Annotated in this window: 20 protein-coding genes; 14 read left to right on the top strand and 6 right to left on the bottom strand. The window is 68.4% G+C overall.

The genetic code is table 11. The features are described from left to right. The first annotated feature begins 2 nt into the window (after nucleotides 1–2). Complete coding sequence (locus AC07PR_RS04165) at nucleotides 3–470, top strand: DUF2177 family protein (RefSeq protein ID WP_495134499.1); 468 nt, start codon at nucleotides 3–5, stop codon at nucleotides 468–470. On the opposite strand, the gene AC07PR_RS04160 is transcribed toward AC07PR_RS04165, so the two are convergent. Both AC07PR_RS04160 and AC07PR_RS04155 read right to left on the bottom strand, forming a co-directional pair. Further along, on the bottom strand, nucleotides 433–1146 hold the full coding sequence (locus tag AC07PR_RS04160; protein ID WP_495134498.1) for a ChrR family anti-sigma-E factor: 714 nt from the start codon (nucleotides 1144–1146) through the stop codon (nucleotides 433–435). The two genes, AC07PR_RS04165 and AC07PR_RS04160, sit on opposite strands and share 38 nt — an antisense overlap. Continuing rightward, the gene (locus AC07PR_RS04155; protein ID WP_483106148.1) at nucleotides 1146–1739 is read right to left on the bottom strand and encodes a sigma-70 family RNA polymerase sigma factor; all 594 of its coding nucleotides are present in this window, start codon (nucleotides 1737–1739) and stop codon (nucleotides 1146–1148) included. The genes AC07PR_RS04160 and AC07PR_RS04155 overlap by 1 nt, the downstream gene beginning before the upstream one ends. A 329-nt stretch (nucleotides 1740–2068) precedes the next feature. Here AC07PR_RS04155 and AC07PR_RS04150 point away from each other — a divergent pair, with 329 nt between their 5' ends. The 5 genes from AC07PR_RS04150 (at nucleotide 2069) to AC07PR_RS04130 (ending at nucleotide 7423) form a co-directional block, all read left to right on the top strand. Beyond that, nucleotides 2069–3421, top strand: a complete 1353-nt coding sequence (locus AC07PR_RS04150) for an NAD(P)/FAD-dependent oxidoreductase (protein WP_483106149.1) — start codon at nucleotides 2069–2071, stop codon at nucleotides 3419–3421. Then, nucleotides 3418–4422, top strand: coding sequence for a DUF1365 domain-containing protein (locus tag AC07PR_RS04145; protein WP_495134497.1), 1005 nt, complete (start codon nucleotides 3418–3420; stop codon nucleotides 4420–4422). Before AC07PR_RS04150 ends, AC07PR_RS04145 begins: the two co-directional genes overlap by 4 nt. Continuing rightward, nucleotides 4415–5857, top strand: coding sequence for a class I SAM-dependent methyltransferase (locus AC07PR_RS04140; RefSeq protein WP_495134496.1), 1443 nt, complete (start codon nucleotides 4415–4417; stop codon nucleotides 5855–5857). The genes AC07PR_RS04145 and AC07PR_RS04140 overlap by 8 nt, the downstream gene beginning before the upstream one ends. Nucleotides 5858–6047: 190 nt before the next feature. Further along, on the top strand, nucleotides 6048–6539 hold the full coding sequence (locus AC07PR_RS04135) for a GAF domain-containing protein (RefSeq protein ID WP_483106152.1): 492 nt from the start codon (nucleotides 6048–6050) through the stop codon (nucleotides 6537–6539). A gap of 266 nt (nucleotides 6540–6805) precedes the next feature. Next, nucleotides 6806–7423, top strand: coding sequence for a DVUA0089 family protein (locus AC07PR_RS04130; RefSeq protein WP_495134495.1), 618 nt, complete (start codon nucleotides 6806–6808; stop codon nucleotides 7421–7423). Between the two features lie 133 nt (nucleotides 7424–7556). Here AC07PR_RS04130 and AC07PR_RS04125 read toward each other — a convergent pair whose 3' ends face one another. Together AC07PR_RS04125 and AC07PR_RS04120 are read right to left on the bottom strand one after the other, a co-directional pair. Continuing rightward, on the bottom strand, nucleotides 7557–7913 hold the full coding sequence (locus AC07PR_RS04125; protein ID WP_495134494.1) for a hypothetical protein: 357 nt from the start codon (nucleotides 7911–7913) through the stop codon (nucleotides 7557–7559). A 370-nt stretch (nucleotides 7914–8283) separates the two neighbouring features. Continuing rightward, entirely contained in the window at nucleotides 8284–8724 is a 441-nt protein-coding gene (locus AC07PR_RS04120) for a hypothetical protein (protein ID WP_377161974.1), read from the bottom strand. A 321-nt stretch (nucleotides 8725–9045) separates the two neighbouring features. Between AC07PR_RS04120 and AC07PR_RS04115 the strand changes: the two genes are divergently transcribed. Beyond that, nucleotides 9046–9264: a hypothetical protein gene (locus AC07PR_RS04115; protein ID WP_377155398.1), complete on the top strand. Its 219-nt coding sequence runs from the start codon at nucleotides 9046–9048 to the stop codon at nucleotides 9262–9264. Nucleotides 9265–9267: 3 nt separating this feature from the next. Here the strand turns inward: AC07PR_RS04115 and AC07PR_RS04110 are convergent, their stop codons facing one another. After that, nucleotides 9268–11013 carry a vWA domain-containing protein gene (locus tag AC07PR_RS04110; protein ID WP_495134493.1) on the bottom strand — a complete coding sequence of 582 codons (1746 nt, stop codon included), beginning with the start codon at nucleotides 11011–11013 and terminating at the stop codon, nucleotides 9268–9270. 288 nt (nucleotides 11014–11301) lie between these two features. On the opposite strand from AC07PR_RS04110, the gene AC07PR_RS04105 reads away from it, so the two are divergent. Then, the gene (locus AC07PR_RS04105; protein WP_297530647.1) at nucleotides 11302–11466 is read left to right on the top strand and encodes a hypothetical protein; all 165 of its coding nucleotides are present in this window, start codon (nucleotides 11302–11304) and stop codon (nucleotides 11464–11466) included. Between the two features lie 118 nt (nucleotides 11467–11584). Further along, a complete protein-coding gene (locus AC07PR_RS04100) occupies nucleotides 11585–13312 on the top strand; it encodes an NAD(P)/FAD-dependent oxidoreductase (protein WP_495134492.1) in 1728 nt (575 codons plus the stop codon). Nucleotides 13313–13543: 231 nt separating this feature from the next. Here AC07PR_RS04100 and AC07PR_RS04095 read toward each other — a convergent pair whose 3' ends face one another. After that, nucleotides 13544–14695, bottom strand: a complete 1152-nt coding sequence (locus AC07PR_RS04095) for a lytic polysaccharide monooxygenase (RefSeq protein WP_495134491.1) — start codon at nucleotides 14693–14695, stop codon at nucleotides 13544–13546. Between the two features lie 228 nt (nucleotides 14696–14923). Here AC07PR_RS04095 and AC07PR_RS04090 point away from each other — a divergent pair, with 228 nt between their 5' ends. The 5 genes from AC07PR_RS04090 to asd all read left to right on the top strand — a co-directional run bounded on the left by AC07PR_RS04090 (nucleotide 14924) and on the right by asd (nucleotide 20540). After that, complete coding sequence (locus AC07PR_RS04090) at nucleotides 14924–15886, top strand: LysR family transcriptional regulator (protein WP_495134490.1); 963 nt, start codon at nucleotides 14924–14926, stop codon at nucleotides 15884–15886. Between the two features lie 46 nt (nucleotides 15887–15932). Further along, nucleotides 15933–17378: a 3-isopropylmalate dehydratase large subunit gene (leuC, locus tag AC07PR_RS04085; protein WP_495134489.1), complete on the top strand. Its 1446-nt coding sequence runs from the start codon at nucleotides 15933–15935 to the stop codon at nucleotides 17376–17378. 17 nt (nucleotides 17379–17395) lie between these two features. Then, the gene (gene leuD / locus AC07PR_RS04080) at nucleotides 17396–18043 is read left to right on the top strand and encodes a 3-isopropylmalate dehydratase small subunit (protein ID WP_495134488.1); all 648 of its coding nucleotides are present in this window, start codon (nucleotides 17396–17398) and stop codon (nucleotides 18041–18043) included. Nucleotides 18044–18152: 109 nt separating this feature from the next. Then, a complete protein-coding gene (gene leuB / locus AC07PR_RS04075) occupies nucleotides 18153–19277 on the top strand; it encodes a 3-isopropylmalate dehydrogenase (protein ID WP_495134487.1) in 1125 nt (374 codons plus the stop codon). Nucleotides 19278–19409: 132 nt separating this feature from the next. Next, complete coding sequence (asd, locus tag AC07PR_RS04070) at nucleotides 19410–20540, top strand: aspartate-semialdehyde dehydrogenase (protein ID WP_495134486.1); 1131 nt, start codon at nucleotides 19410–19412, stop codon at nucleotides 20538–20540. Nucleotides 20541–20700: the final 160 nt, after the last annotated feature.

Genomic DNA, 20700 nt, shown 5'->3' with positions numbered 1-20700 from the left:
CCATGAGCTTGCGAGAAGATCCCATCCCCACGCGCGCGCCGGCCTGGCGCTGGCCACTGGCCTACCTGATGACGCTGGTTGTCTTCCTGGCGATGGACGCGGTCTGGCTGAGTGCCACTTCCGGCGCGCTCTATCAACCGGCCATCGGCCACCTGATGGCGCCCACGGTCGACTGGCGCGCCGTGGCGGTGTTCTATCCGCTGTACATCGTCGGACTCGTGTTCTTCGCCGTGGCGCCCGCATTGGCCGAGGGCCATCCGATCGTGGCGCTCTGGCGCGGCGCGCTGTTCGGCTTCCTCGCCTACGCGACCTACGACTTCACCAACCAGGCCACGCTGCGCGACTGGCCCTGGCACGTGACCGCCATCGACCTGGTCTGGGGCGCGATCGTCAGCGGCGTCGCCTCTGGCGCCGGCGCGGCGATCACCGCGGCTACATGCCGACGAGCGATCCGAACCAGCGGGCGATGAGCCCGTCGAAATGCAGGCGGCCTTCGACGGCCGCCACGCAGATGCACTCGCTGCCGTCCTGCACCACCGGTTGATGGTGGACCTCGCCGTCGGCGAGGTCGAAGTCGCCCGGCCCGAACAGCGCCCGGCCGTCGTGGAAGCGACCGTAGATGATCTGCGTCAGTTCGGTGCCGCGGTGCGTGTGCTGCGGCAGGTACTTGCCGGCGCCGATGCGCAGCAGGAAGACGTTGGCTTCCGGCGAGCCCGGCACCGTCACGCGGCTCCAGCGCATGCCAGGGCCGATCCAGCGCCAGCGCGTCGCGCTGCAGCCTTCCAGGGCCTTCGGCCAGACCGCGCCCGCGGGCAGCGGCGGCGGGGCCGGCACCTTGCGCGGCGTCGGGGTGCCCGCGGCGCGCTCGGCCTGCTCCAGCTGATCGATGCGATCGAAGGCCCTCGCCAGCGCGTCTTCGCGCAGGGGCGCTTCGGGCTGTTCCTCGAGCACCACGCCGCCGAGGGCGCGCAGCATCGCCACGCGCTCCCGGCAGGCCGGGCACAGCTCCAGGTGGGTCTCCGTCACCAGCTGCAGACCGATCGGCAGCGCGCCGCTGACGAGGGAGAGCAGCAGCTCGTCGGCGGGGTGATGGCGGATGTCGAGGGGCGGCAGCATGGTCGGGGAGGGCAACGGGATTCGGGACATCAGAGATCGACCAGCCGGCGCAGGTGCGCCACGGCCAGCCGGATCCGCGACTTGACGGTGCCCAGCGGCAGGCCGAGTTCGGCCGCGATGCGGGCATGCGGTTCGTCGTCGTAGAAGGACAGGCGCAAGACCTGGGCCTGCTCGGGCGGGAGCCGGTTGAGCGCCTCGCGCACGCGACGGGACAGCCGTGTCGCCTCGACGTGGTCGGCGACACCGGGCTGATCGGCCTCGAGCCGGTCGAATTCGAAACATTCGTCGCCGGCGCCGTCCAGTTGATGGCGCCGCGCGGCGTCGATGCGCAGCCGGCGTGCGATCGTGAAGATCCAGGTCGAGAGGGCCGCCTGCGCCGGATCGAACAGCGCGGCCTTGCGCCAGACCATCACCAGCGCGTCCTGCGCCAGGTCCTCGGCCGCGCCGTCGGTGCTGCCGGTGCGGATCAGGTAACTCTTCACCCGCGGCGCGAAGTGCGAGAACACCCGGCCGAAGGCTTCCCGGTCCCGCAGCTCGGCCACGCGGCGCATCAGCGCCGGCCAGTCGTCCCCGGTGGGGGGCGGCGACGCGCTGCGGTCGGGATCGATCGGGACGATCTTCAAGTGGCGGGCTTTCGGCGAGGACCTGGCGGCCGACACGGCGGTCGACGCAGGGGACGATGACACGGACGCGGCGTCCGGCGGGGTGGCCGGAGCCGAGGGGGGTTCGTCGCGTCGCAGGGGGCCCATGGACGCTCTTACGCGGCGAACGGCGTCCCGGATCATCGCTCGGCTTGCGGAGGACCACCATGCGGGCGACCCTCGCCCGCGCACTGGGGCGATCCTTCACGAGGGAAGAATCCAAAACGCGGCTGCCCGCGTAGAAGCGCCAAACAACCAGAACGACCAAGGACGCGCCCATGGACCGCCCCGATCCACGACCCAGTTTGCCGATGCCACTCGTCGACGAAGGACGCCGGTTGCGGGTGGCCGTCGTCGGCGCCGGGATCTCCGGGCTGTCCTGCGCCTGGCTGCTGTCGCAGCGGCACGACGTGCAGGTCTTCGAGGCCGAGGCACGAATCGGCGGGCACAGCCACACCGTCGACGCGCCCTGCGGGTTGCTGCAGGTGCCGGTCGATACCGGCTTCATCGTCTACAACGAGCCGGCCTATCCCAACCTGAGCGCGCTGTTCCGCCACCTGGAGGTGCCGACGCGGGCGTCGGACATGTCCTTCGCGGTCAGCCTGAACGACGGCGGACTGGAGTACGCCGGCACCGACCTCAACGGGCTGTTCGCGCAGCGCGGCAACCTCGTCCGTCCGCGCTTCTGGGGCATGTTGCGCGACCTGCTGCGCTTCTATCGCGAGGCGCCCCGCGATGCCGCCGCGTGCGGCGACCTGGCGCTCGACGACTACCTCGACGCGCGCGGCTACGGTCGCGCCTTCCGCGACGATCACCTGTACCCGATGGGCGCGGCGATCTGGTCCTCGGCGGCGGCGGACATCGGACGGTATCCGGTGGCCGCGTTCGTGCGCTTCTGTGAGAACCACGGGCTGCTGAAGCTGACCGACCGTCCGATCTGGCGGACCGTCGACGGCGGCAGCCGCGAGTACGTGCGTCGACTGACGCGGGGCTTCGAGGACCGCCTGCATCGCGACGAGCCGGTGATCTCCGTCGCCCGCGAGCCCGGCGGCGTGCGGTTGCGCACGCGGCGCGGCGCGTGGACGCCGGTCTTCGATCACGTCGTGCTGGCGACGCATGCGGACCAGTCGCTGCGCATGCTGACCACGCCGACGGCGGAGGAGCGGCGGCTGCTCGGCGCGTTCCCCTACACCCGCAACCTCGCGGTGCTGCATCGTGATCCCGCGCTGATGCCGCGCCGGCGGGCCGTGTGGTCGAGCTGGAACTACCTCGCCGGGCGGGGTGATGGTCCGTTCCAACTGCCGCCGACCGTCACGTACTGGATGAACCGGCTGCAGCCGCACCTGCCGCAAGGTCGCAGCGCGGTGCCGCTGTTCGTGTCGCTGAACCCGGCGGTGGCGCCGCGACCCGAGCATCTGATCCGCACCGACGTCTACGAGCATCCCCGCTTCGACATCGCCGCGATTGCCGCGCAGCGCGAGCTGTGGTCGCTGCAGGGGCAGCAGCGCACGTGGTTCTGCGGCGCGTACTTCGGGTCGGGGTTCCACGAGGACGGGCTGCAGGCCGGGCTCGCGGTGGCCGAGGCCCTTGGCGGCGTGCGCCGGCCATGGACCGTCGCGGGCGAGTCCGATCGCATCCACCTGCCGCGGGCGGTGTCCGCATGAGCAGGCGGCCGGACGCGGACCTGCACTCGGCGATCTATCGCGGGCAGGTGATGCATCAGCGCTTGAAGCCGCTGCGGCACCGGCTGCGGTACCGGATGTTCACGCTGCTGCTCGACCTCGACGAACTGCCCGCGCTGGATGCGCGGCTGCGCTGGTTCTCGGTCGGGCGATTCAATCTCTTCAGCTTCCGGCCCTCCGATCATGGCGACGGCACGGCCAGCGACGTGCCGGGCTTGCGCGCCCACGTCGATGCGCGCCTGGCGCTGGCCGGCCTGCCCGTCGGCGGGGCGGTCCGGCTGCTCGCGATGCCGCGCCTCCTCGGCTACGCCTTCAATCCATTGAGCGTCTGGTTCTGCGATGCGCCGGACGGCACGTTGCGCGCCATCGTCTACGAGGTCAACAACACCTTCGGCGAACGGCACAGCTACCTGATCGAGGTCGACGAGGCGCAACGCGCTGCGCCGCTCATCGAGCAGCGCAGCGGCAAGCGGCTGTATGTGTCGCCGTTCCTCGGCATGGACCTGCAGTACCGCTTCCGGATCGAGCCGCCGCGCGAGCGGCTCTCCATCGGCGTCAGCGTGCATGAGCAACAGGGCGAGGGCGTCAACACCGGCGTCGACAACGGCGTCAACGAGGGCGTCGGCGCCGGCAGCAGCCTCAGCCAGGGTGACCGCGATGCCGATGGCGCGGCCGTGCTGAACGCTCGGCTCGACGCCGCGCGCTCGCCGCTGACCGATGGCGCGTTGCTGCGGCTGCTGGTGACGCATCCGCTGCTGACGCTGAAGGTCGTGGCGGGCATCCATTGGGAAGCGCTGCGCCTGTGGCTCAAGGGCGCGAGGCTGCACGAGCGACCGACCGCGCCCAGGCATCCGATGACGGTCGTCCGCTCGCGCGGACCGACCCGGCCTGAGCCGACCCGATCCGAACCCACCCGATCCGAACAGACCGAACAGACCGGGCCCGACCCGGCCGATTCTTCCGAGGCGACCTTGCATGCATGACGACACGAGCGCGTTCCTGACCGCACCCGCGGTCCTCGAGATCACCCCCGCGACGCTGGGCGGCGACCGGCTGGGCGCACGCCACGAATCGCTGCGGCGCGTGCTGTCCCGCATCCAGCTGGGGCGCCTGGCGCTCACGCTGCCCGATGGCCGCCGCGTCGAGGCCGTCGGTCCTTACCCCGGCCCGGCCGCGACGCTGCACCTGCATCGTTGGCGGCCGGCGTTGCGACTGCTGCTGCAAGGCGACCTGGGATTGGCGTTCTCGTACCGCGACGGTGACTGGAGCACGCCCGACCTGACGGCGCTGCTGTCGTTCGGGATCGCCAACGAGACGGCGTTCGGCGCGATCGCCGAGACGCGCGGTCCAGCGCGTTGGTTCTCGCGCCTGCTGCATCGCGCGAACGCGAACACGCGCAGCGGCAGCCGGCACAACATCGCCGCGCACTACGACCTCGGCAACCGCTTCTACGAACGCTGGCTGGACGACAGCATGCTGTACTCGAGCGCGCTGTATGAGGAGCCGCTCGACCCGTCGCATCGCGAATCGCCGCCCCCCGAAGCGCCGACTCCCGAATCGGCCAGCGAGACCGCGGGCAGATCCGCTTCGGCGTCAGCTTCGGCCTCAGCATCAGCATCAGCATCAGCCTCAGCCTCAGCCTCAGCCTCAGCCTTCACCGCCGGTTCCGCCAGCTCCGAGGGCGGCGCCGACGCCATCGACTCGCTGGAGCGCGCCCAGGCGCGCCGTCTGGATCGCATCGTCGAACTGCTGGACCTGCGCGCGGGCCAGCGTGTGCTGGAGATCGGCTGCGGCTGGGGCACCCTGGCGGCGACGCTGGCCAAGCGCTGCGGCGTGGAGGTCGTCGGACTGACGCTGTCGACCGAGCAACTGCGATTCGCGCAGGCGCGCGCCGAGCAATGGGGCGTGGCCGACCGGGTCGACCTGCGGTTGCAGGACTACCGCGATGTCGACGGCCGCTTCGACCGCATCGTGTCGATCGAGATGATCGAGGCCGTGGGCGAGGCGTACTGGCCGGTCTACTTCGCGACCTTGCGGGACCGGCTGAAGCCTGATGGCGTGGCTGTGCTGCAGGCGATCACGATCGACGAGCAGCACTTCGAGCGTTATCGCGCGAATCCGGATTTCATCCAGCGCTGCATCTTCCCCGGCGGCATGCTGCCCACGCCGGAACGCATGGCCGAGGAGGCCCGCAAGGCCAGCCTCAGCTTCTCGACGCAGGCGCGTTTCGGACGCGGGTATGCGGCCACGCTGGTCGAATGGCGCCGTCGTTTCCTGGCCGAGTGGCCGGCGATCGAGGCACAGGGATTCGACCTGCCGTTCAAGCGCTTGTGGGAGTACTACCTCTGCTACTGCGAAGCCGGATTCCGCGCCGGACGGGTGGACGTCGGGCTGTATCGCCTGGCTCCTGCAACCTGAGGCGACTTGCCATCGACGCGTCGCGAGGAGTTCCTACAAGCTGTAACTGCGACACCCCCCGGCACATGGCTCCTCGCCGCGCTTGGGTAGCATGTTCTTTCCATCCAGCCACCGACGCTGCTCCAGCCGATTCCGCCCGATGTACGACCGCCCGTTCACCGCCCATTCCCTTGAAGTCGCGATCTCTGAATTGCTTGCTGCCACCTCGGATGGCTTCGACCCGGACCTCGACGCGCGGATCACCGATGTGTTGAAAGGCCTGCGAGAGCAGCTCGACATGGATGTCGTTTTCGTCTCGGAATTCCAGGATGGGGAACGCGTGTTCCGCTTCGTTGACGGGGAGTCGGCGATCGAAGTGCAAGTCGGCGATTCGGCGCCGCTGGAGCAGAGCTACTGCCAGCGCATCGTGGAAGGCCGAGCGCCGGAGTTGATGACCAACGCCGCCGCGGTGGCCGCCGAGTTGAAGCTCCCGCCGACACCGGTGCCCATCGGCGCGCATCTGAGCGCCCCGGTCGTGCTGTCCGATGGCCGCGTCTTCGGCACGGTGTGCTGTTTCAGCCTCCAGCCCAATCCAGGACTGCGGTTGGAGGACCTCTCGCGGCTGAAGGGGTGCGCGCGGCTGGTGGCGCGCAAGGTCGAGGCGCAGGACTTCCTGGACACGCTGCCGTTCGAGAACGATTGAGCGGGATCCCGCGGCGGCTGGTGCGGTGCCTTAGGTGACCTGTCTGGCACTTTCAAGCGATCCTCGGTACCCGTCGTCCTTCTAATCAGTGACGTCTTTGTCGTCCCAGGAAGGGACGTGAAAAGCGTCGGAGATCTTTACATGATCATGACATGGTCATGATCGTATCCAAACGAATCAACGGCTTACGCGTTTGGCACAGCCCTTGCTCCTGTGGCGTCGGTTCATACGACAACAGAGGGAAGAGGATGTTCAAGAAGACGTTGATGGCACTGGCCATGACCGTGATGGCAGGCGTCGCTGCGGCGGCACCGGTGGTGGTCAAGGGCTCCATCTACAACATCGATGGCAATGGCGATGGCCAGCTGGATGGCCGGAAGATCTCGCAGGTGACGTTCAGCGTGTCGGCAGGTACGCATGTGTTCTTCGACTCACTGGTGCGCGAGTCGACGGGTGTCGACCTGAACGGCGATGGCGTCATCACCGGTTTCGACAACTACATGATGCTGCTGCAAGGCGGCAACGCGCTCTACGCGCAGGACGATTCGGGCGAGACTTACGGCGACGGCTCGGTCCATTACTACGACTCGGCTTACGGCTACACGTTCTCGCAAGCTGGCACCTACATGATCACCCTGGGTCAGCTGAGCTACAGCGCCCAGGACGCATGGGCGGGATATCAGCTGAACAACTTCTTCGGCAACTACGACGGCCCGAGCAACGCCTTCGGCGCCTGGCAGCTGACGATGACGGCGACCAACGGCACGCTGAACGTGTTGTCGGTGGACGGCCAGAGCGTTCCCGAGCCGGCATCACTGGCGCTGGCCGGCCTGGCGCTGGCGGGCCTGGGCGTGGCGCGTCGCAAGCAGGCCCGCAAGGCCTGATCGACAGGCTGAGCCGCGCGGCCTCCGGGCCCTGCGGGCGCAGAGCAAAGGGAGGCCCACGGCCTCCCTTTTTCCATGTGGCGTTCAACATGTCTTCTGCTGCGGGTGCTGCATGCGCCGCGGGTGCCGAGGGTCAGGACTTGAGGTCCCGCTGCGGCATCGCCCAGCGATAGAGCTGTTCCTCGAAGCCCGCCAGGGCGATGACGCGCAGCAGGACGTCGAGTTCATCGAGCACCTGGCCCATCACGGCATGGTCATGGGCGAGCCGGGCGGCGGAGTCGTCGGCGCGCATGACCTCCACGTGGTGCTGCAGCAGGTGGATGCGGTCGCAGATGCCGTCGAAGGCGGCGCGTGTGGTGAGCTTGCGGTTCAGCACGTGGCACCTCGATGCGGCAGTCGACGCTGCGGGGATGAGGACCTCGATGGCGCGGCGCGGACGGTCGTCGAGGGCGGGGAGCGGTGGAAGTTCGGCATCGGTCAGACGGGTCATGGCGTCCTTCCCGGGAGGCGGAGCAATGAGCCCACGGGAAGAGCGGGTTGATCCGCGCGGTCGGGTGGGCGAGATGTCGAAACACGTCAGGAAGGTCCGTGTGGCCATCCTCGCGGAGTGGCCCATCTCGCCCGATGAACACGCGGAATAGGGGGCGAAAGTGGCCGCTCTATCGGGGCGGCCTGCCGCTTCCATGCAGGTGCTTCGAACACCTGGGACCTATCGTCGCGAATGACCGCCCTTCGCGCCATGACCGACTTCAGTGCAAGTGGCCGACCTGATGCCTGGGATCGGTAGGGGCGGGGACTTGGATCCGGGGTGTGCTTCGAATGCCGCGCTGAATGACTGAAGACGCGGTGTCGCAGGCGCGTCACTTCAGCTTGTGATCCTCGCGCTTCGCCTCTTGCATGGCCTCGGGCTCGAGTTCTTCGGCGGAGCGGTTCAAGTGGATGAACAGGCCCCAGCCGGCGACCAGGGCCCCGACGGCGAAGACCATCACCGCGGCGTGGAGGAGCAGCGTCGAGTCCGAATGCGCGGCGCGGAATGTGGCGACCAGCGCCTCGATCGCGAGCGCGACGACGATGACCACCATGAATCGCGAGAGGAATCGCCGCACCCGCGTCGGCGCGCTGATGTGGGCGGTGCGGATCACTTCCTCTTCGGTGATCGTCTGTGCGATCTGCAGCGCGACCACCGCGGCGGCAAGCACGCCCATCGCTTCGATGACCAGTTGCGCGGCCTCGTCGTTCCAGTCGAGGTGGAGCGCCATCCAGGCTTCCTTCGCCGCGATGGCCAGCAGCAGCAGCGCCATGGCCGTGAAGAGCAGCGCCAATGCGCCGTGGACGACGGAGAAGCCCCGAAGGAGCAGCGGAACGGTGTCCTCGTCGGAGGACGTCGGCTCGCGGTCGGGAGAGGGCGCGTTGGGCTTCATCCCTTCACGTTAGGCGACGCGTGCCGTGAAGTCTGTAGGAAGGGCCGCCATGCGGATGACGGACGGGGCGCGAGCCGGAGAATCGTCCCGCATACTATCGAGCGGTCGGCGTGGCGCAAGGTAGACGCACTGCCACAGCAGTCCCCGTCAGGGGTGCAGGCTTCGACACCTGCCGCCGACCCCCACAAGAAGGAAAGCGCTGTGAAGACGATCGACGAGATGTTGAACCTGGACCTGATCACGGTGGCGCAGCACCAGGAGATCGACGCGTGGATCACGCGTGCCAGCTCGCCGGAGGAGATCCTGCAGATGCCGGCCGAGCTCTGGCAGGCCGTCGAGCGCGCCAGTGAGGCGATGGGCGTCGACGTGGATCTGCTGCGCCCGCCGGCCCTGGACGCCGGCGGTCACGCGGTCGAGTAAGCCTCAGCGTTTCAGGGTGGCCGACAGCTCGGCCAGTCTGGCGAATTCCGCGCGGTGGCCGTACCGGTCTTCACCCCGCGCGCCCCGGGCGAGCGGCACGAACTGCTCCGGCCCGTAATTGCCGATCAGCGAGCTGCCGCGCAACCACTGACCCCATGCAGCGACCGCCACCGCGAAACGCGTGTCGGCGTCCTGCGCGGCCAGCGCCGGCATCGTTGCTGGCTTGGCGACCGGCAGTTCAACCAGTTGGCTTGTCGACTGGCCCGGCGCCTTGTAGCGCAGCTTGATCCACGCCAGCTCGCCGTTCTTGCCGACGCGCGGCGATGCCTTGGCCGCCGCCTTGCCCTCGTTGCCGTATCGCAGCGGATCGACATTGCCCTTCGCGCCGGCCGGCACGAACTCGTACAGCGCCGTGACCTGGTGACCGGCGCCGATGTCGCCCGCGTCGACCTTGTCGTTGTTGAAGTCCTCGCGCTTGAGCGCATGCAGCTCGTAGCCGATCAGGCGGTACTCCTGCACCGTCGCCGGGTTGAACTCGACCTGCAGCTTCAGGTCCTGCGCGATCGTCGCCAGCGTCGAGGTCATTTCGTTGACCAGCACCTTGTGCGCTTCCTGCAGCGAATCCAGGTAGTGGTAGCTGCCGTTGCCGGTGTCGGCCAGCTTCTTCATCAGCGCTTCGTTGAAGTTGGACTGGCCCACGCCCAGCGCCGTCAGCGTGACGCCGCTGTCGCGCTCGCCCTCGATCATCTTCTTGAGCGTCTCCTGGTTGGTCTCGCCGACATTCAGGTCGCCGTCGGTGGCGAGCAGCACGCGGTTGATGCCTTCCGGGATGAAGGACTCGCGGGCCTGCGCGTAGGCGAGTTTCAGGCCACCTTCGCCGTAGGTGGCGCCGCCGGCCTGGAGCTGATCGATCGCGCTGTTGATGGACGTCTTGCGGTCGCCGGGCGTCGGCGGCAGCGCGATGCGCGTGCCGTTGGCGTAGGTGACGAGGCTCACCCGGTCCACCGGACGCAGCTGCGCGGTCAACAGCTTCAGCGCGGACTTCACGAGAGGCAACCGGTCCTCCGGACCCATCGAGCCGGACACGTCGACGAGGAACACCAGGTTCGCCGGCGGCAGGCTCGCCTTGGCGATGTCCTTGCCCTTGATGGCGACGCGGATCAGGCCGCGCTCGGCATTCCAGGGCGAGGCCAGCACCTGCGCGCGGACCTTGAACGGATCGCGCTCGCCGGTCTCGGGGCCGGGGGCGTCGAAGCCGAAGTAGTTGACCAGTTCCTCCACCCTCACCGCGTCCTGCGGCGGCATCTGGCCGCGGTTGATGAAGCGGCGGACGTTGGCGTAGCTGCCGGTGTCGACGCTGGCGCTGAAGGTGGAGACGGGCAGTTCGGCGGCGCGCTGCCAGGGGTTGTCGGAGAAGGCCGTGTACTTGGCCGTCGAGGCCGGCGGTGGCGGCGTCCATTGGGGCGCGTAGGCCGCGACGCTGACCGCCGCGCGCTGCCGCTGTTCGGCGATCGGGGCGGGCGCCGCCGGGGCCGCCGCGATGATGGGCATGAGGGGCCCCGGGGAAGGTCGTGGCGGCGGTTGCTCGGTGGGTGCCGCCTTGGCGTCGGCGGCACGCGCGGATTCTTGCGCGCGTTGGTCCGAGGCGCGCTGATCCGGCGCCGGCGACGTGGTGCAAGCGGCCAGCGTGGCGAACGAGACCACCAGCAGGGCGGACTGTGCGACGGCGGAACGGGACGGGAATGACATGGGTGCTCCCTCTGTGGTGCGGCCGGCCGGCGCCTCGGACGCCGTCCTGGCCGGATGCGGATCATCGTGGCGACGACCCGATCGACGGTCAACGGACCCGAGGGGGGATGGTTGACAGGTCGCAGTCCCCGCAGCGGGGGAGAGCGGGGACCCCTCCGGCGCGTGTAAACTCCCGCCCTTCACCGTATTACCGACGCTGCTCCAGGCAACCGGTCGCCCCTTCGGGTCCGAGGCCGTTGAGTGTGTGACTTCGGGCAGGTGTTTCTCAGTTCATTTACCGGAGCCAACATGGGCAACAAGATCATCACGGAAGCCGACCGCAAGGCCGCCCCCCGTCCCGTCGCGCCGAAGGGCGTGACCGTGACCTCGCATCGCGGTCAGAAGAGCAGCCTCGAGCGCGGTTCGCACACCCGCTCGAAGAAGAACCCGGGCAAGCGTCCGCACTCGGGTTGAGGTCGCGGGGAGTTCCTCCCCATCGATCCGACAACAGGCCCATGCCCTCCGGCGGGGCCTGTTTTGCTTTCAGCGAGGCCCGTCCACCGGACCTCGCGCCGCTGCCCGATCAATCGCCATGATCCGCATCAACGAACTCCGACTGCCCCTCAACCACCCCGAGGAGGCGCTGCGCCCCGCCGTCGTCGACCGGCTCGGCATCCCCGACGCGCAGCTCACCGCCTTCACCGTCTTCAAGCGCAGCTACGACGCCCGCAAGAAGACCGCGATGGTGCTGATCTACTCCGTCGATTGCGAGGTGGGCGACGCCGCCGCCGAAGCCGCGCTGCTCCAGCGCCACGCCGGCGACACGCACATCAAGCCCTCGCCGGACACCGCCTACCAGTTCGTCGGCCATGCGCCGGCCGACTTCTACGCCGCCGGTGCCGCTGACGCTGCCGGGGCCACGGGTGTCGCCGACGCCACCGGGCGTCCGCGCCCCATCGTCATCGGCTTCGGTCCTTGCGGCCTCTTCGCCGCGCTGATCCTGGCGCAGATGGGCCTGCGGCCCATCGTGCTCGAACGCGGCAAGCAGGTCCGCGAGCGCACCAAGGACACCTGGGGCCTGTGGCGCGAAAGCGTGCTCGACCCCGAATCCAACGTCCAGTTCGGGGAAGGGGGCGCGGGCACCTTCTCCGACGGCAAGCTCTACAGCCAGATCTCCGATCCGCGCTTCCTCACGCGCAAGGTCCTGACCGAGTTCGTCAAGGCCGGCGCGCCCGAGGAGATCCTCTTCGTCAGCAAGCCGCACATCGGCACCTTCCGCCTGGTGAGCATGATCATCAAGATGCGCGCCGAGATCGAGAGCCTCGGCGGCGAGATCCGCTTCCAGCAGAAGGTCACCGACGTGCTCATCGAGCCTGGCACCGATGGCCAGCGGCACGTGCGCGGCGTGATGCTCGAATCCGGCGAGCAACTGCGTGCCGATCACGTCGTCATCGCGCTCGGCCACAGCGCGCGCGACACCTTCACGATGCTCCACGCGCGCGGCGTGCACATGGAAGCGAAGCCGTTCTCCATCGGCTACCGCATCGAGCATCCGCAGTCGATCATCGACAAGGCCCGCTTCGGCCCGAACGCCGGTCATCCGATCCTCGGCGCGGCCGACTACAAGCTGGTCCACCACGCGGGCAACGGCCGCTCGGTCTACAGCTTCTGCATGTGCCCCGGCGGCACCGTCGTCGCGGCGACGTCGGAGCCGAACCGCGTCGTCACCAACGGCATGAGCCAGTACTCGCGCAACGAGCGCAACGCGAATGCGGGCATCGTCGTCGGCATCACGCCCGAGGACTACCGCCAGGACGGGAAGAAGGACGGCAGCACCGTCAATCCGCTGGACGGCTTCGCGTTCCAGCGCTTCTGGGAATCGCGCGCCTACGAGCTCGGCGAGGGCAACTACCTGGCGCCGGCCGCGCTGGTGGGGGACTTCGTCAAGCGCCAGCGCAGCACCGCGCTCGGCAGCGTGGAGCCGAGCTACAAGCCCGGCGTCACGATGACCGACCTGCAGCAGAAGGGCTTCGGCAGCCTGCCCGAGTACGCACTCGCCGCGATTCGCGAGGCACTGCCCGCTTTCGAGCGCCAGATCCGCGGCTTCGCGATGAACGACGCGGTGCTGACCGGCATCGAGACGCGGACGTCCTCGCCGCTGCGCATCACGCGCGGCAAGGACTACCAGAGCCTGAACGTCCGCGGCCTGTATCCGGCCGGCGAGGGTGCCGGCTACGCCGGCGGCATCATGTCCGCCGGCGTCGACGGGATCGAGGTGGCCGAAGCGGTGGGCCGCAGCCTCCTGGGCATCAAGGACTGACCCCGACTCCCTGCCGCACTGCAATCCGCGCCGCTACCCGCGCCGCCCCCTGCGCCGCTACCCGCGCCGCCCCCTGCGCCGCTACCCGCGCCGCCCCCTGCGCCGCTACCCGCGCACCATGCCGCATCGCGGCAGAGGGTGCCGGGGGCGCCGGGGAGGAATGCGGAGCCTGCGACGCGATTGACGACACGGGGCCCCCGGCACCCTCTGCCGGTGCTCGGTGCCGGCAGTTCAGACCGCCTGCCAGAGCGTCGGCGAAGCCGCCGGATTCCATCCCGCGCCGGCCCAGGCCGTGTGCGCCTGCAGGCAGCGGTACTGCTTGCCCTGATAGCTCACGATCTGCCCGGCCGTGTAGCTCGATCCCTCCGCCCATGCGGGCGCGCCGCCCGGCGGGTTCGTCGGGGGCGTCGTCGGCAGGATGACGTCCAGTGCGTAGCTCGCGCCCGAGTTGGCGTTCTGCAGGTAGACGTCCATCACCGTTGCGCCGCCCGGCACGACGACATTGCCGCCCTGCAGGGTGCCGACCTTCACGTAGCCCGAGGTCTGGTTCACCTTGGTCGCGATCTGGCCCAGCCACGCGGCCTTGGTCGCCGCGGCGGTCAGCGACACCGAGATCGTCTCCAGGTCATTGCCCGCGCCATTGAACACGCGCAGCTTCACCTGGCTGCCCGACGGCAGGTCCTGCGCCGCCGAAACCTGGCCGATCTGCTTCAGCCCCGAGGGCGTGCCGGGTGGCGTCGTGCCGCCGCCGAAGTCCACGTCGGAGCAGGCATAGAACGCCTCGGTGCTGTCCGCCCGTTGCCAGGCGGAGAACAGCACATGCTTGCCGGTCCGCCGCGGCAGGCTGAGCTTCATCGTGTAGGTCTTGCCCGTGGTGACGATCTGGTCGGGGCCGAGTTGCTGCACCTGCTCCAGGTCGGACCAGCGCAGCGGCGAGGTGGTCGGGTTCCAGCCGTCGCGCGTCAGGAAGAAGGTCCAGTTCAGCGAGCGGTGCGGCGCGGTGGCGTTGTAGCGGTACTCGTACTTGCCGTCGGCGCCCGGCGAGTAGGCCGTGGTGGGCCAGTCCGCGCGCGCCAGGTCGAAACCCTTGAACTTCTCCTGTCCGCCGGCGCAGATCTTGAGGTCCGGCACCACCGCCTTGTGATTGCCGTTGGCGGCCGCCTGGTTGACGCCGTTCCAGTCGTAGATGGCCTGCTCCCCGCCGAAGGCGATCGCGGCCTGGCAGGCCGGCAGTGACGGATTCTTGTAGCAGTTGTACTGACGCGAGATCGGGAACTCAGGTGCGCCGTGCGCGAACGCGGCGCTGGGCGTCAGCGCCGCGGTCATGGCGGTCGACAACGTGGCCAGCGCGGCGGCACCGGCGGATCGGGCTCGGAAGTTCATGCAGGTCTCCTGGAAATGATGATGGAAGCGCTTTGTGGCGGATGGGCCCGACATCGCACCAAAGCAGTACCACCATAGGACCTGATGAATACCAAAACAAGCCGAACAACAGTAACGACGGTCGCTGAAGATTTTCCAGCTTTCGTTTAAGGCGAAGGGATTATCATGAACGACCGCAGTCTTGCTCTCTGAGCGAAGGCTACAGTTCAACCCAGCCGCCGCCATACCATGCGCCTCGACCTCACCACCTTGAATCTCGTGCTGGCGATCGAACAGACTCGATCCATCACCCGCGGGGCCGAGCGCGAGCATCTGGCGCTGGCGGCGGCCAGCAAACGGATCTCGGACCTGGAGACGCGACTCGGGGTGCAGTTGTTCGAGCGTCGCGCCCGCGGCGTCGAGCCCACCGAGGCCTGCCGCGCGCTGGTGCGCCACATCCGCTCGTTGCATGCCTCGCTGCATGCGCTGGAGAGCGAGGTCGTCGAATTCGCCCGCGGCATCAAGGGGCATCTGCGCATCGCCGCCAACGCCGGCGCGATCGCGGAAGCGTTGCCGCCGGATCTGGCCGCGTTCTCGCAGGCCCATCCGCAGATCCGCATCAGCCTTGAGGACCAGACCAGCGCCGAGGTGCAGGCGGCTGTCGCCGAAGGCCGCGCCGATGTCGGCGTGTTCACGACGCCGCTGCTGGACAACCGGCTGCAGACCTGGTCCTACCGCACCGGCCGCCTGGCCGTGCTGGTGCCGGCCGGCCACGAGCTTGCCGGGCGCGAGTCGGTCAGCTTCGACGACCTGCTGGACCACGACCTCGTCGGCCTGCACGGCGGCGCCGCCGCGCAGGAACTGATGATGCAGGAAGCCATGGCCCGCGGCCGCACGCTCAAGGCGCGGCTCCAGGTGCGCGGCTTCGACGCGATCGCGCAGCTGGTCGAGGCCGGCCTGGGCGTCGCGGTGCTGCCCGACGCGCCGTCGCGCCGTTTCGCGCAGGTCTTCGACGTGAAGCGCCTGACGCTGGATGAAGCCTGGGCCCAGCGCGACTATGTTCTGGGTGTGGCCCGCCAGGAGCGCCTGCCGACCGTCGTGCAGCGCTTCGTCGACGCGCTGTGCCCTGCCGCCAAGGAGGCCGCCGCCGCGGGGGCTTCCGTCACGCCCGCGATGCCCGCGAATCAAGTTTCCAAGGCCGGCTCGAAATGAGCCGCAAAGACAGCCATCTTTCCCTGAAGTGATGGAGAGCCATCCCATGACCGCCAACATCTCCAACGCCGCCCACGCCGGTTCGCCGCGTACCCTCTACGACAAGCTCTGGGACGAGCACGTGGTGCATACCGAGGAGGACGGCACGTCCGTCCTCTACATCGACCGCCACCTGGTCCACGAGGTCACCAGCCCGCAGGCCTTCGAAGGCCTGGACCTGGCCGGCCGCAAGGTCTGGCGCCTGTCGGCCAACCTGGCCGTCAGCGACCACAACGTGCCCACGACCGACCGCAGCCAGGGCATCGCCGATCCGGTGTCGCGCCTGCAGGTCGACACGCTGGACAAGAACTGCGACCGCTTCGGCATCACGCAGTTCAAGATGAACGACAAGCGCCAGGGCATCGTCCACGTGATCGGTCCGGAGCAGGGCGCCACGCTGCCCGGCATGACGGTCGTCTGCGGCGACAGCCACACCTCCACGCACGGCGCCTTCGGCGCGCTGGCGCACGGCATCGGCACCTCCGAGGTCGAGCACGTGCTGGCCACGCAGACGCTGCTGGCCAAGAAGGCGAAGAACCTGCTGATCAAGGTCGAGGGCCAGGTCATGCCCGGCGTCGGCGCCAAGGACATCGTGCTGGCGATCATCGGCCGCATCGGCACCGCCGGCGGTACCGGCTACACGATCGAGTTCGCCGGCAGCGCCATCCGCGCGCTGTCGATGGAGGGCCGCATGACCGTCTGCAACATGGCGATCGAGGCGGGCGCGCGCGCCGGGCTGATCGCTGTCGACGACACGACGATCCAGTACGTCAAGGGCCGCCCGTTCACGCCCGCCGGCGTCGAGTGGGACCAGGCCGTCCAGTACTGGCGCACGCTGCAGTCGGACACGGGCGCGAAGTTCGATGCCGTCGTCGAGCTCGACGCGGCCCAGATCCGCCCGCAGGTCACCTGGGGCACCTCGCCCGAGATGGTCCTGTCCATCGACGACCGCGTGCCCGATCCCGACAAGGAGAAGGACGCCGTCAAGCGCGGCGCCATCGAGCGCGCGCTGCAGTACATGGCGCTGGAGCCCAACAAGGCGATCAACGACATCCGCATCGACAAGGTCTTCATCGGCAGCTGCACCAACAGCCGCATCGAGGACATGCGCGAGGCCGCGGCGGTCGTGAAGCGTCTGGGCGGGCGCGTCGCCGGCAACGTCAAGCTGGCCATGGTGGTGCCGGGCTCCGGCCTCGTGAAGGCGCAGGCCGAGGCCGAAGGGCTGGACCAGATCTTCAAGGCCGCCGGCTTCGAATGGCGCGAGCCGGGCTGCTCGATGTGCCTGGCGATGAACGCCGACCGGCTGGAGCCGGGCGAGCGCTGCGCCTCCACCAGCAACCGCAACTTCGAAGGCCGGCAGGGCGCCGGCGGCCGCACCCACCTGGTGAGCCCCGCGATGGCCGCCGCCGCCGCGATGGAAGGCCACTTCGTCGACGTGCGCCGCATCGCCTGAGGATCGAGGATCAAGACATGGACAAGTTCACCGTGCACAAGGGCCTCGTGGCCCCGATGGATCGCGAGAACGTCGACACCGACGCGATCATCCCCAAGCAGTTCCTGAAGTCGATCAAGCGCAGCGGCTTCGGCCCGAATCTCTTCGACGAGTGGCGCTACCTCGATCACGGCGAGCCGGGCCAGGATCCGGCCAGCCGCAAGCCCAATCCGGACTTCGTGCTGAACCAGCCGCGCTATCAAGGCGCGTCGGTGCTGATCGCGCGCAGCAACTTCGGTTGCGGCTCCAGTCGCGAGCACGCGCCGTGGGCGCTGCAGCAGTACGGCTTCCGCGCGCTGATCGCGCCGAGCTTCGCCGACATCTTCTTCAACAACACCTTCAAGAACGGCGTGCTGCCGATCGTGTTGCCGGAGCGCCAGGTCGCGCGCCTGTTCGACGAGGTGTTCGCCTTCCCCGGTTATCAGCTGACCGTGGACCTGGACCGCCAGGTCGTCGTCAAGCCCGATGGTGAAGAGCTGCCTTTCGATGTCCAACCGTTCCGCAAGTACTGCCTGCTCAACGGCTTCGACGACATCGCGCTGACGCTGCGCCACGCCGACAAGATCAAGGCCTTCGAAGCCGAACGCATCGCCACCAAGCCGTGGCTGAACAATCGACTGGTTTGACCCACCCCCTACCGCCTTCGGCGGCCCCCTCAAGGGGGCGAACCCGACGGTCTGGCAAAGCCAGCCCCGTGGGTTCCGCTGGCGAAAACCGCCATTCCAAGGATTGATCATGAAGATTGCAGTGTTGCCTGGTGACGGCATCGGCACCGAAATCGTCGCGGAGGCCGTCAAGGTCCTGGACGTGCTCGAACTCCCGTTCGAGCTCGAGACCGCGCCCGTCGGCGGCGCCGCCTACGAGGCGTCCGGTCACCCGCTGCCCGAAGCGACGCTCAAGCTCGCGCAGGACGCGGACGCCGTGCTGTTCGGTGCCGTCGGCGACTGGAAGTACGACAAGCTGGAGCGCGCGCTGCGCCCTGAGCAGGCCATCCTCGGACTGCGCAAGGCGCTGGGCCTGTTCGCCAACTTCCGTCCGGCGATCTGCTACGAGCAGCTGACGCACGCGTCCAGCCTCAAGCCCGAGCTGGTCGCCGGCCTGGACATCCTGATCATCCGCGAGCTCACCGGCGACATCTACTTCGGCCAGCCGCGCGGGCGCCGCACGGCCGTCGACGGCCACTTTCCCGGCAGCGAGGAAGCCTTCGACACGATGCGCTATTCACGCCCCGAGATCGAACGCATCGCCCACGTCGCCTTCCAGGCCGCGCGCAAGCGCAACAAGAAGGTGACCAGCGTCGACAAGGCCAACGTGCTGGAGACCTTCCAGTTCTGGAAGGACGTCGTCACCGACGTCCACAAAGCGTATCCGGACGTCGAGCTCGACCACATGTACGTCGACAACGCCGCGATGCAGCTGGTCAAGGCGCCCAAGAAGTTCGACGTCGTCGTCACCGGCAACATGTTCGGCGACATCCTGTCGGACGAGGCGGCGATGCTGACCGGCTCCATCGGCATGCTGCCCAGTGCCTCGTTGGACAAGAACAACAAAGGCCTCTACGAACCGAGTCACGGCAGCGCGCCGGACATCGCCGGCAAGGGAATCGCCAATCCGCTGGCTACAATCCTTTCCGCTGCCATGATGCTCAAGTTCTCCCTCAACCAGCCCGAAGCCGCCGCTCGCATCGAGTCGGCGGTTCAGTCCGTGCTGGCCCAGGGTCTGCGTACCGCGGACATCTGGAGCGAGGGCACCCAGAAGGTGAGCACCCGCGAGATGGGTGATGCCGTCGTTGCCGCCATTGCGTCCAGCAAGGGCTCGGTCACGACCATTGCCACGACGACCAAAACCATCAAGAGCTAGTCCGCTCCGGTTCGTCTCGCCCCACCTCACACACCCGGCGAAGCGAGCCGGGCAGGCTCCCAGGGTGTGTGACGGTGTTTGGGCGATGCCCGGCCAGCAGTGCCGGGCCTTTCAATGAACGAAGGTACGCAAATGACGACATTGGTTGGTTTGGTGGGGTGGCGCGGCATGGTCGGCTCGGTGCTGATGGACCGCATGGCGCAGGAGCGCGATTTCGATCTGATCGAGCCGCTGTTCTTCAGCACCTCGAACGCGGGCGGCACCGCTCCGGCGTTCGCCAGGAACGAGACGGCGCTGCAGAACGCCTTCGACATCGAGCAGCTCAAGCGCTGCGAGATCGTCATCACCTGCCAGGGCGGCGACTACACCAACGAGGTCTATCCCAAGCTCCGCGCCGCGGGCTGGAACGGCCACTGGATCGACGCCGCGTCCTCGCTGCGCATGGCCAACAACGCCGTGATCGTGCTGGACCCGGTCAACATGCCGGTCATCAAGAACGCGCTGTCCAAGGGTGGTCGCGACTGGATCGGCGGCAACTGCACCGTCAGCTGCATGCTGATGGGCGTGGGCGCGCTGTACAAGGCCGGCCTGGTCGAGTGGATGTCCACGCAGACCTACCAGGCCGCGTCCGGCGGCGGCGCGCAGCACATGCGCGAGCTGCTGACCCAGTACGGCACGCTGAACGCGGAAGTGAAGGCGCTGCTCGACGATCCCAAGAGCGCCATCCTCGAGATCGATCGCAAGGTCATCGCGAAGCAGCGCGCGCTGTCCGGCGACGAGATCGCCAACTTCGGCGTGCCGCTGGGCGGATCGCTGATCCCCTGGATCGACAAGGACCTGGGCAACGGCATGTCCAAGGAAGAGTGGAAGGGCATGGCCGAGACCAACAAGATCCTCGGCCAGGGCGAGGGCTTCGGTACCGCCGCCATCCCGGTCGACGGCTTCTGCGTGCGCGTGGGCGCGATGCGCTGCCACTCGCAGGCGCTGACCCTGAAGCTGCGCAAGGACGTGCCGCTGGACGAGATCGAAGCCATGATCGCCGCCGACAACGAGTGGGTGAAGGTTGTGCCCAACACGCGCGAGGCCACGATCAAGGACCTGACCCCCGTCGCCGTCACCGGCACGATGACGATCCCGGTCGGCCGCATCCGCAAGCTGGCCATGGGGCCTGAATACGTCGGCGCGTTCACCGTCGGTGACCAGTTGCTGTGGGGCGCGGCGGAACCGCTGCGTCGGATGCTGCGCATCCTGCTGGATCGTTGATCCGTGCCTCGCCGGCCGTCGTCGGCGAGACGCCGGCTGGCGCTCGGTGTGCTGAAAGCGGTGGCTCTGCCATCGCTTTTTTTCATGCCGATTAGGGATTGCCAGGGGAGGGGCCCGTTGCCTTCTAGCGACAAGGCGGTAACCACCTGTGTATCTGCGC

This window comes from Roseateles sp. GW821-FHT09H11 (genome assembly GCF_059415845.1).
This window is presented reverse-complemented; position numbering and strand designations above follow the sequence as displayed.

Coding starts and splice junctions, on each gene's coding strand:
- AC07PR_RS04165 (WP_495134499.1), top strand. CDS start 3: ATGAGCTTGCGAGAAGATCCCATCCCCACGCGCGCGCCGGCCTGGCGC.
- AC07PR_RS04160 (WP_495134498.1), bottom strand. CDS start 1,146: ATGTCCCGAATCCCGTTGCCCTCCCCGACCATGCTGCCGCCCCTCGAC.
- AC07PR_RS04150 (WP_483106149.1), top strand. CDS start 2,069: ATGCCACTCGTCGACGAAGGACGCCGGTTGCGGGTGGCCGTCGTCGGC.
- AC07PR_RS04145 (WP_495134497.1), top strand. CDS start 3,418: ATGAGCAGGCGGCCGGACGCGGACCTGCACTCGGCGATCTATCGCGGG.
- AC07PR_RS04140 (WP_495134496.1), top strand. CDS start 4,415: ATGCATGACGACACGAGCGCGTTCCTGACCGCACCCGCGGTCCTCGAG.
- AC07PR_RS04130 (WP_495134495.1), top strand. CDS start 6,806: ATGGCACTGGCCATGACCGTGATGGCAGGCGTCGCTGCGGCGGCACCG.
- AC07PR_RS04125 (WP_495134494.1), bottom strand. CDS start 7,913: ATGACCCGTCTGACCGATGCCGAACTTCCACCGCTCCCCGCCCTCGAC.
- AC07PR_RS04120 (WP_377161974.1), bottom strand. CDS start 8,724: ATGGCGCTGCTGCTGCTGGCCATCGCGGCGAAGGAAGCCTGGATGGCG.
- AC07PR_RS04110 (WP_495134493.1), bottom strand. CDS start 11,013: ATGTCATTCCCGTCCCGTTCCGCCGTCGCACAGTCCGCCCTGCTGGTG.
- AC07PR_RS04105 (WP_297530647.1), top strand. CDS start 11,302: ATGGGCAACAAGATCATCACGGAAGCCGACCGCAAGGCCGCCCCCCGT.
- AC07PR_RS04100 (WP_495134492.1), top strand. CDS start 11,585: ATGATCCGCATCAACGAACTCCGACTGCCCCTCAACCACCCCGAGGAG.
- AC07PR_RS04095 (WP_495134491.1), bottom strand. CDS start 14,695: ATGAACTTCCGAGCCCGATCCGCCGGTGCCGCCGCGCTGGCCACGTTG.
- AC07PR_RS04090 (WP_495134490.1), top strand. CDS start 14,924: ATGCGCCTCGACCTCACCACCTTGAATCTCGTGCTGGCGATCGAACAG.
- leuC (WP_495134489.1), top strand. CDS start 15,933: ATGACCGCCAACATCTCCAACGCCGCCCACGCCGGTTCGCCGCGTACC.
- leuD (WP_495134488.1), top strand. CDS start 17,396: ATGGACAAGTTCACCGTGCACAAGGGCCTCGTGGCCCCGATGGATCGC.
- leuB (WP_495134487.1), top strand. CDS start 18,153: ATGAAGATTGCAGTGTTGCCTGGTGACGGCATCGGCACCGAAATCGTC.
- asd (WP_495134486.1), top strand. CDS start 19,410: ATGACGACATTGGTTGGTTTGGTGGGGTGGCGCGGCATGGTCGGCTCG.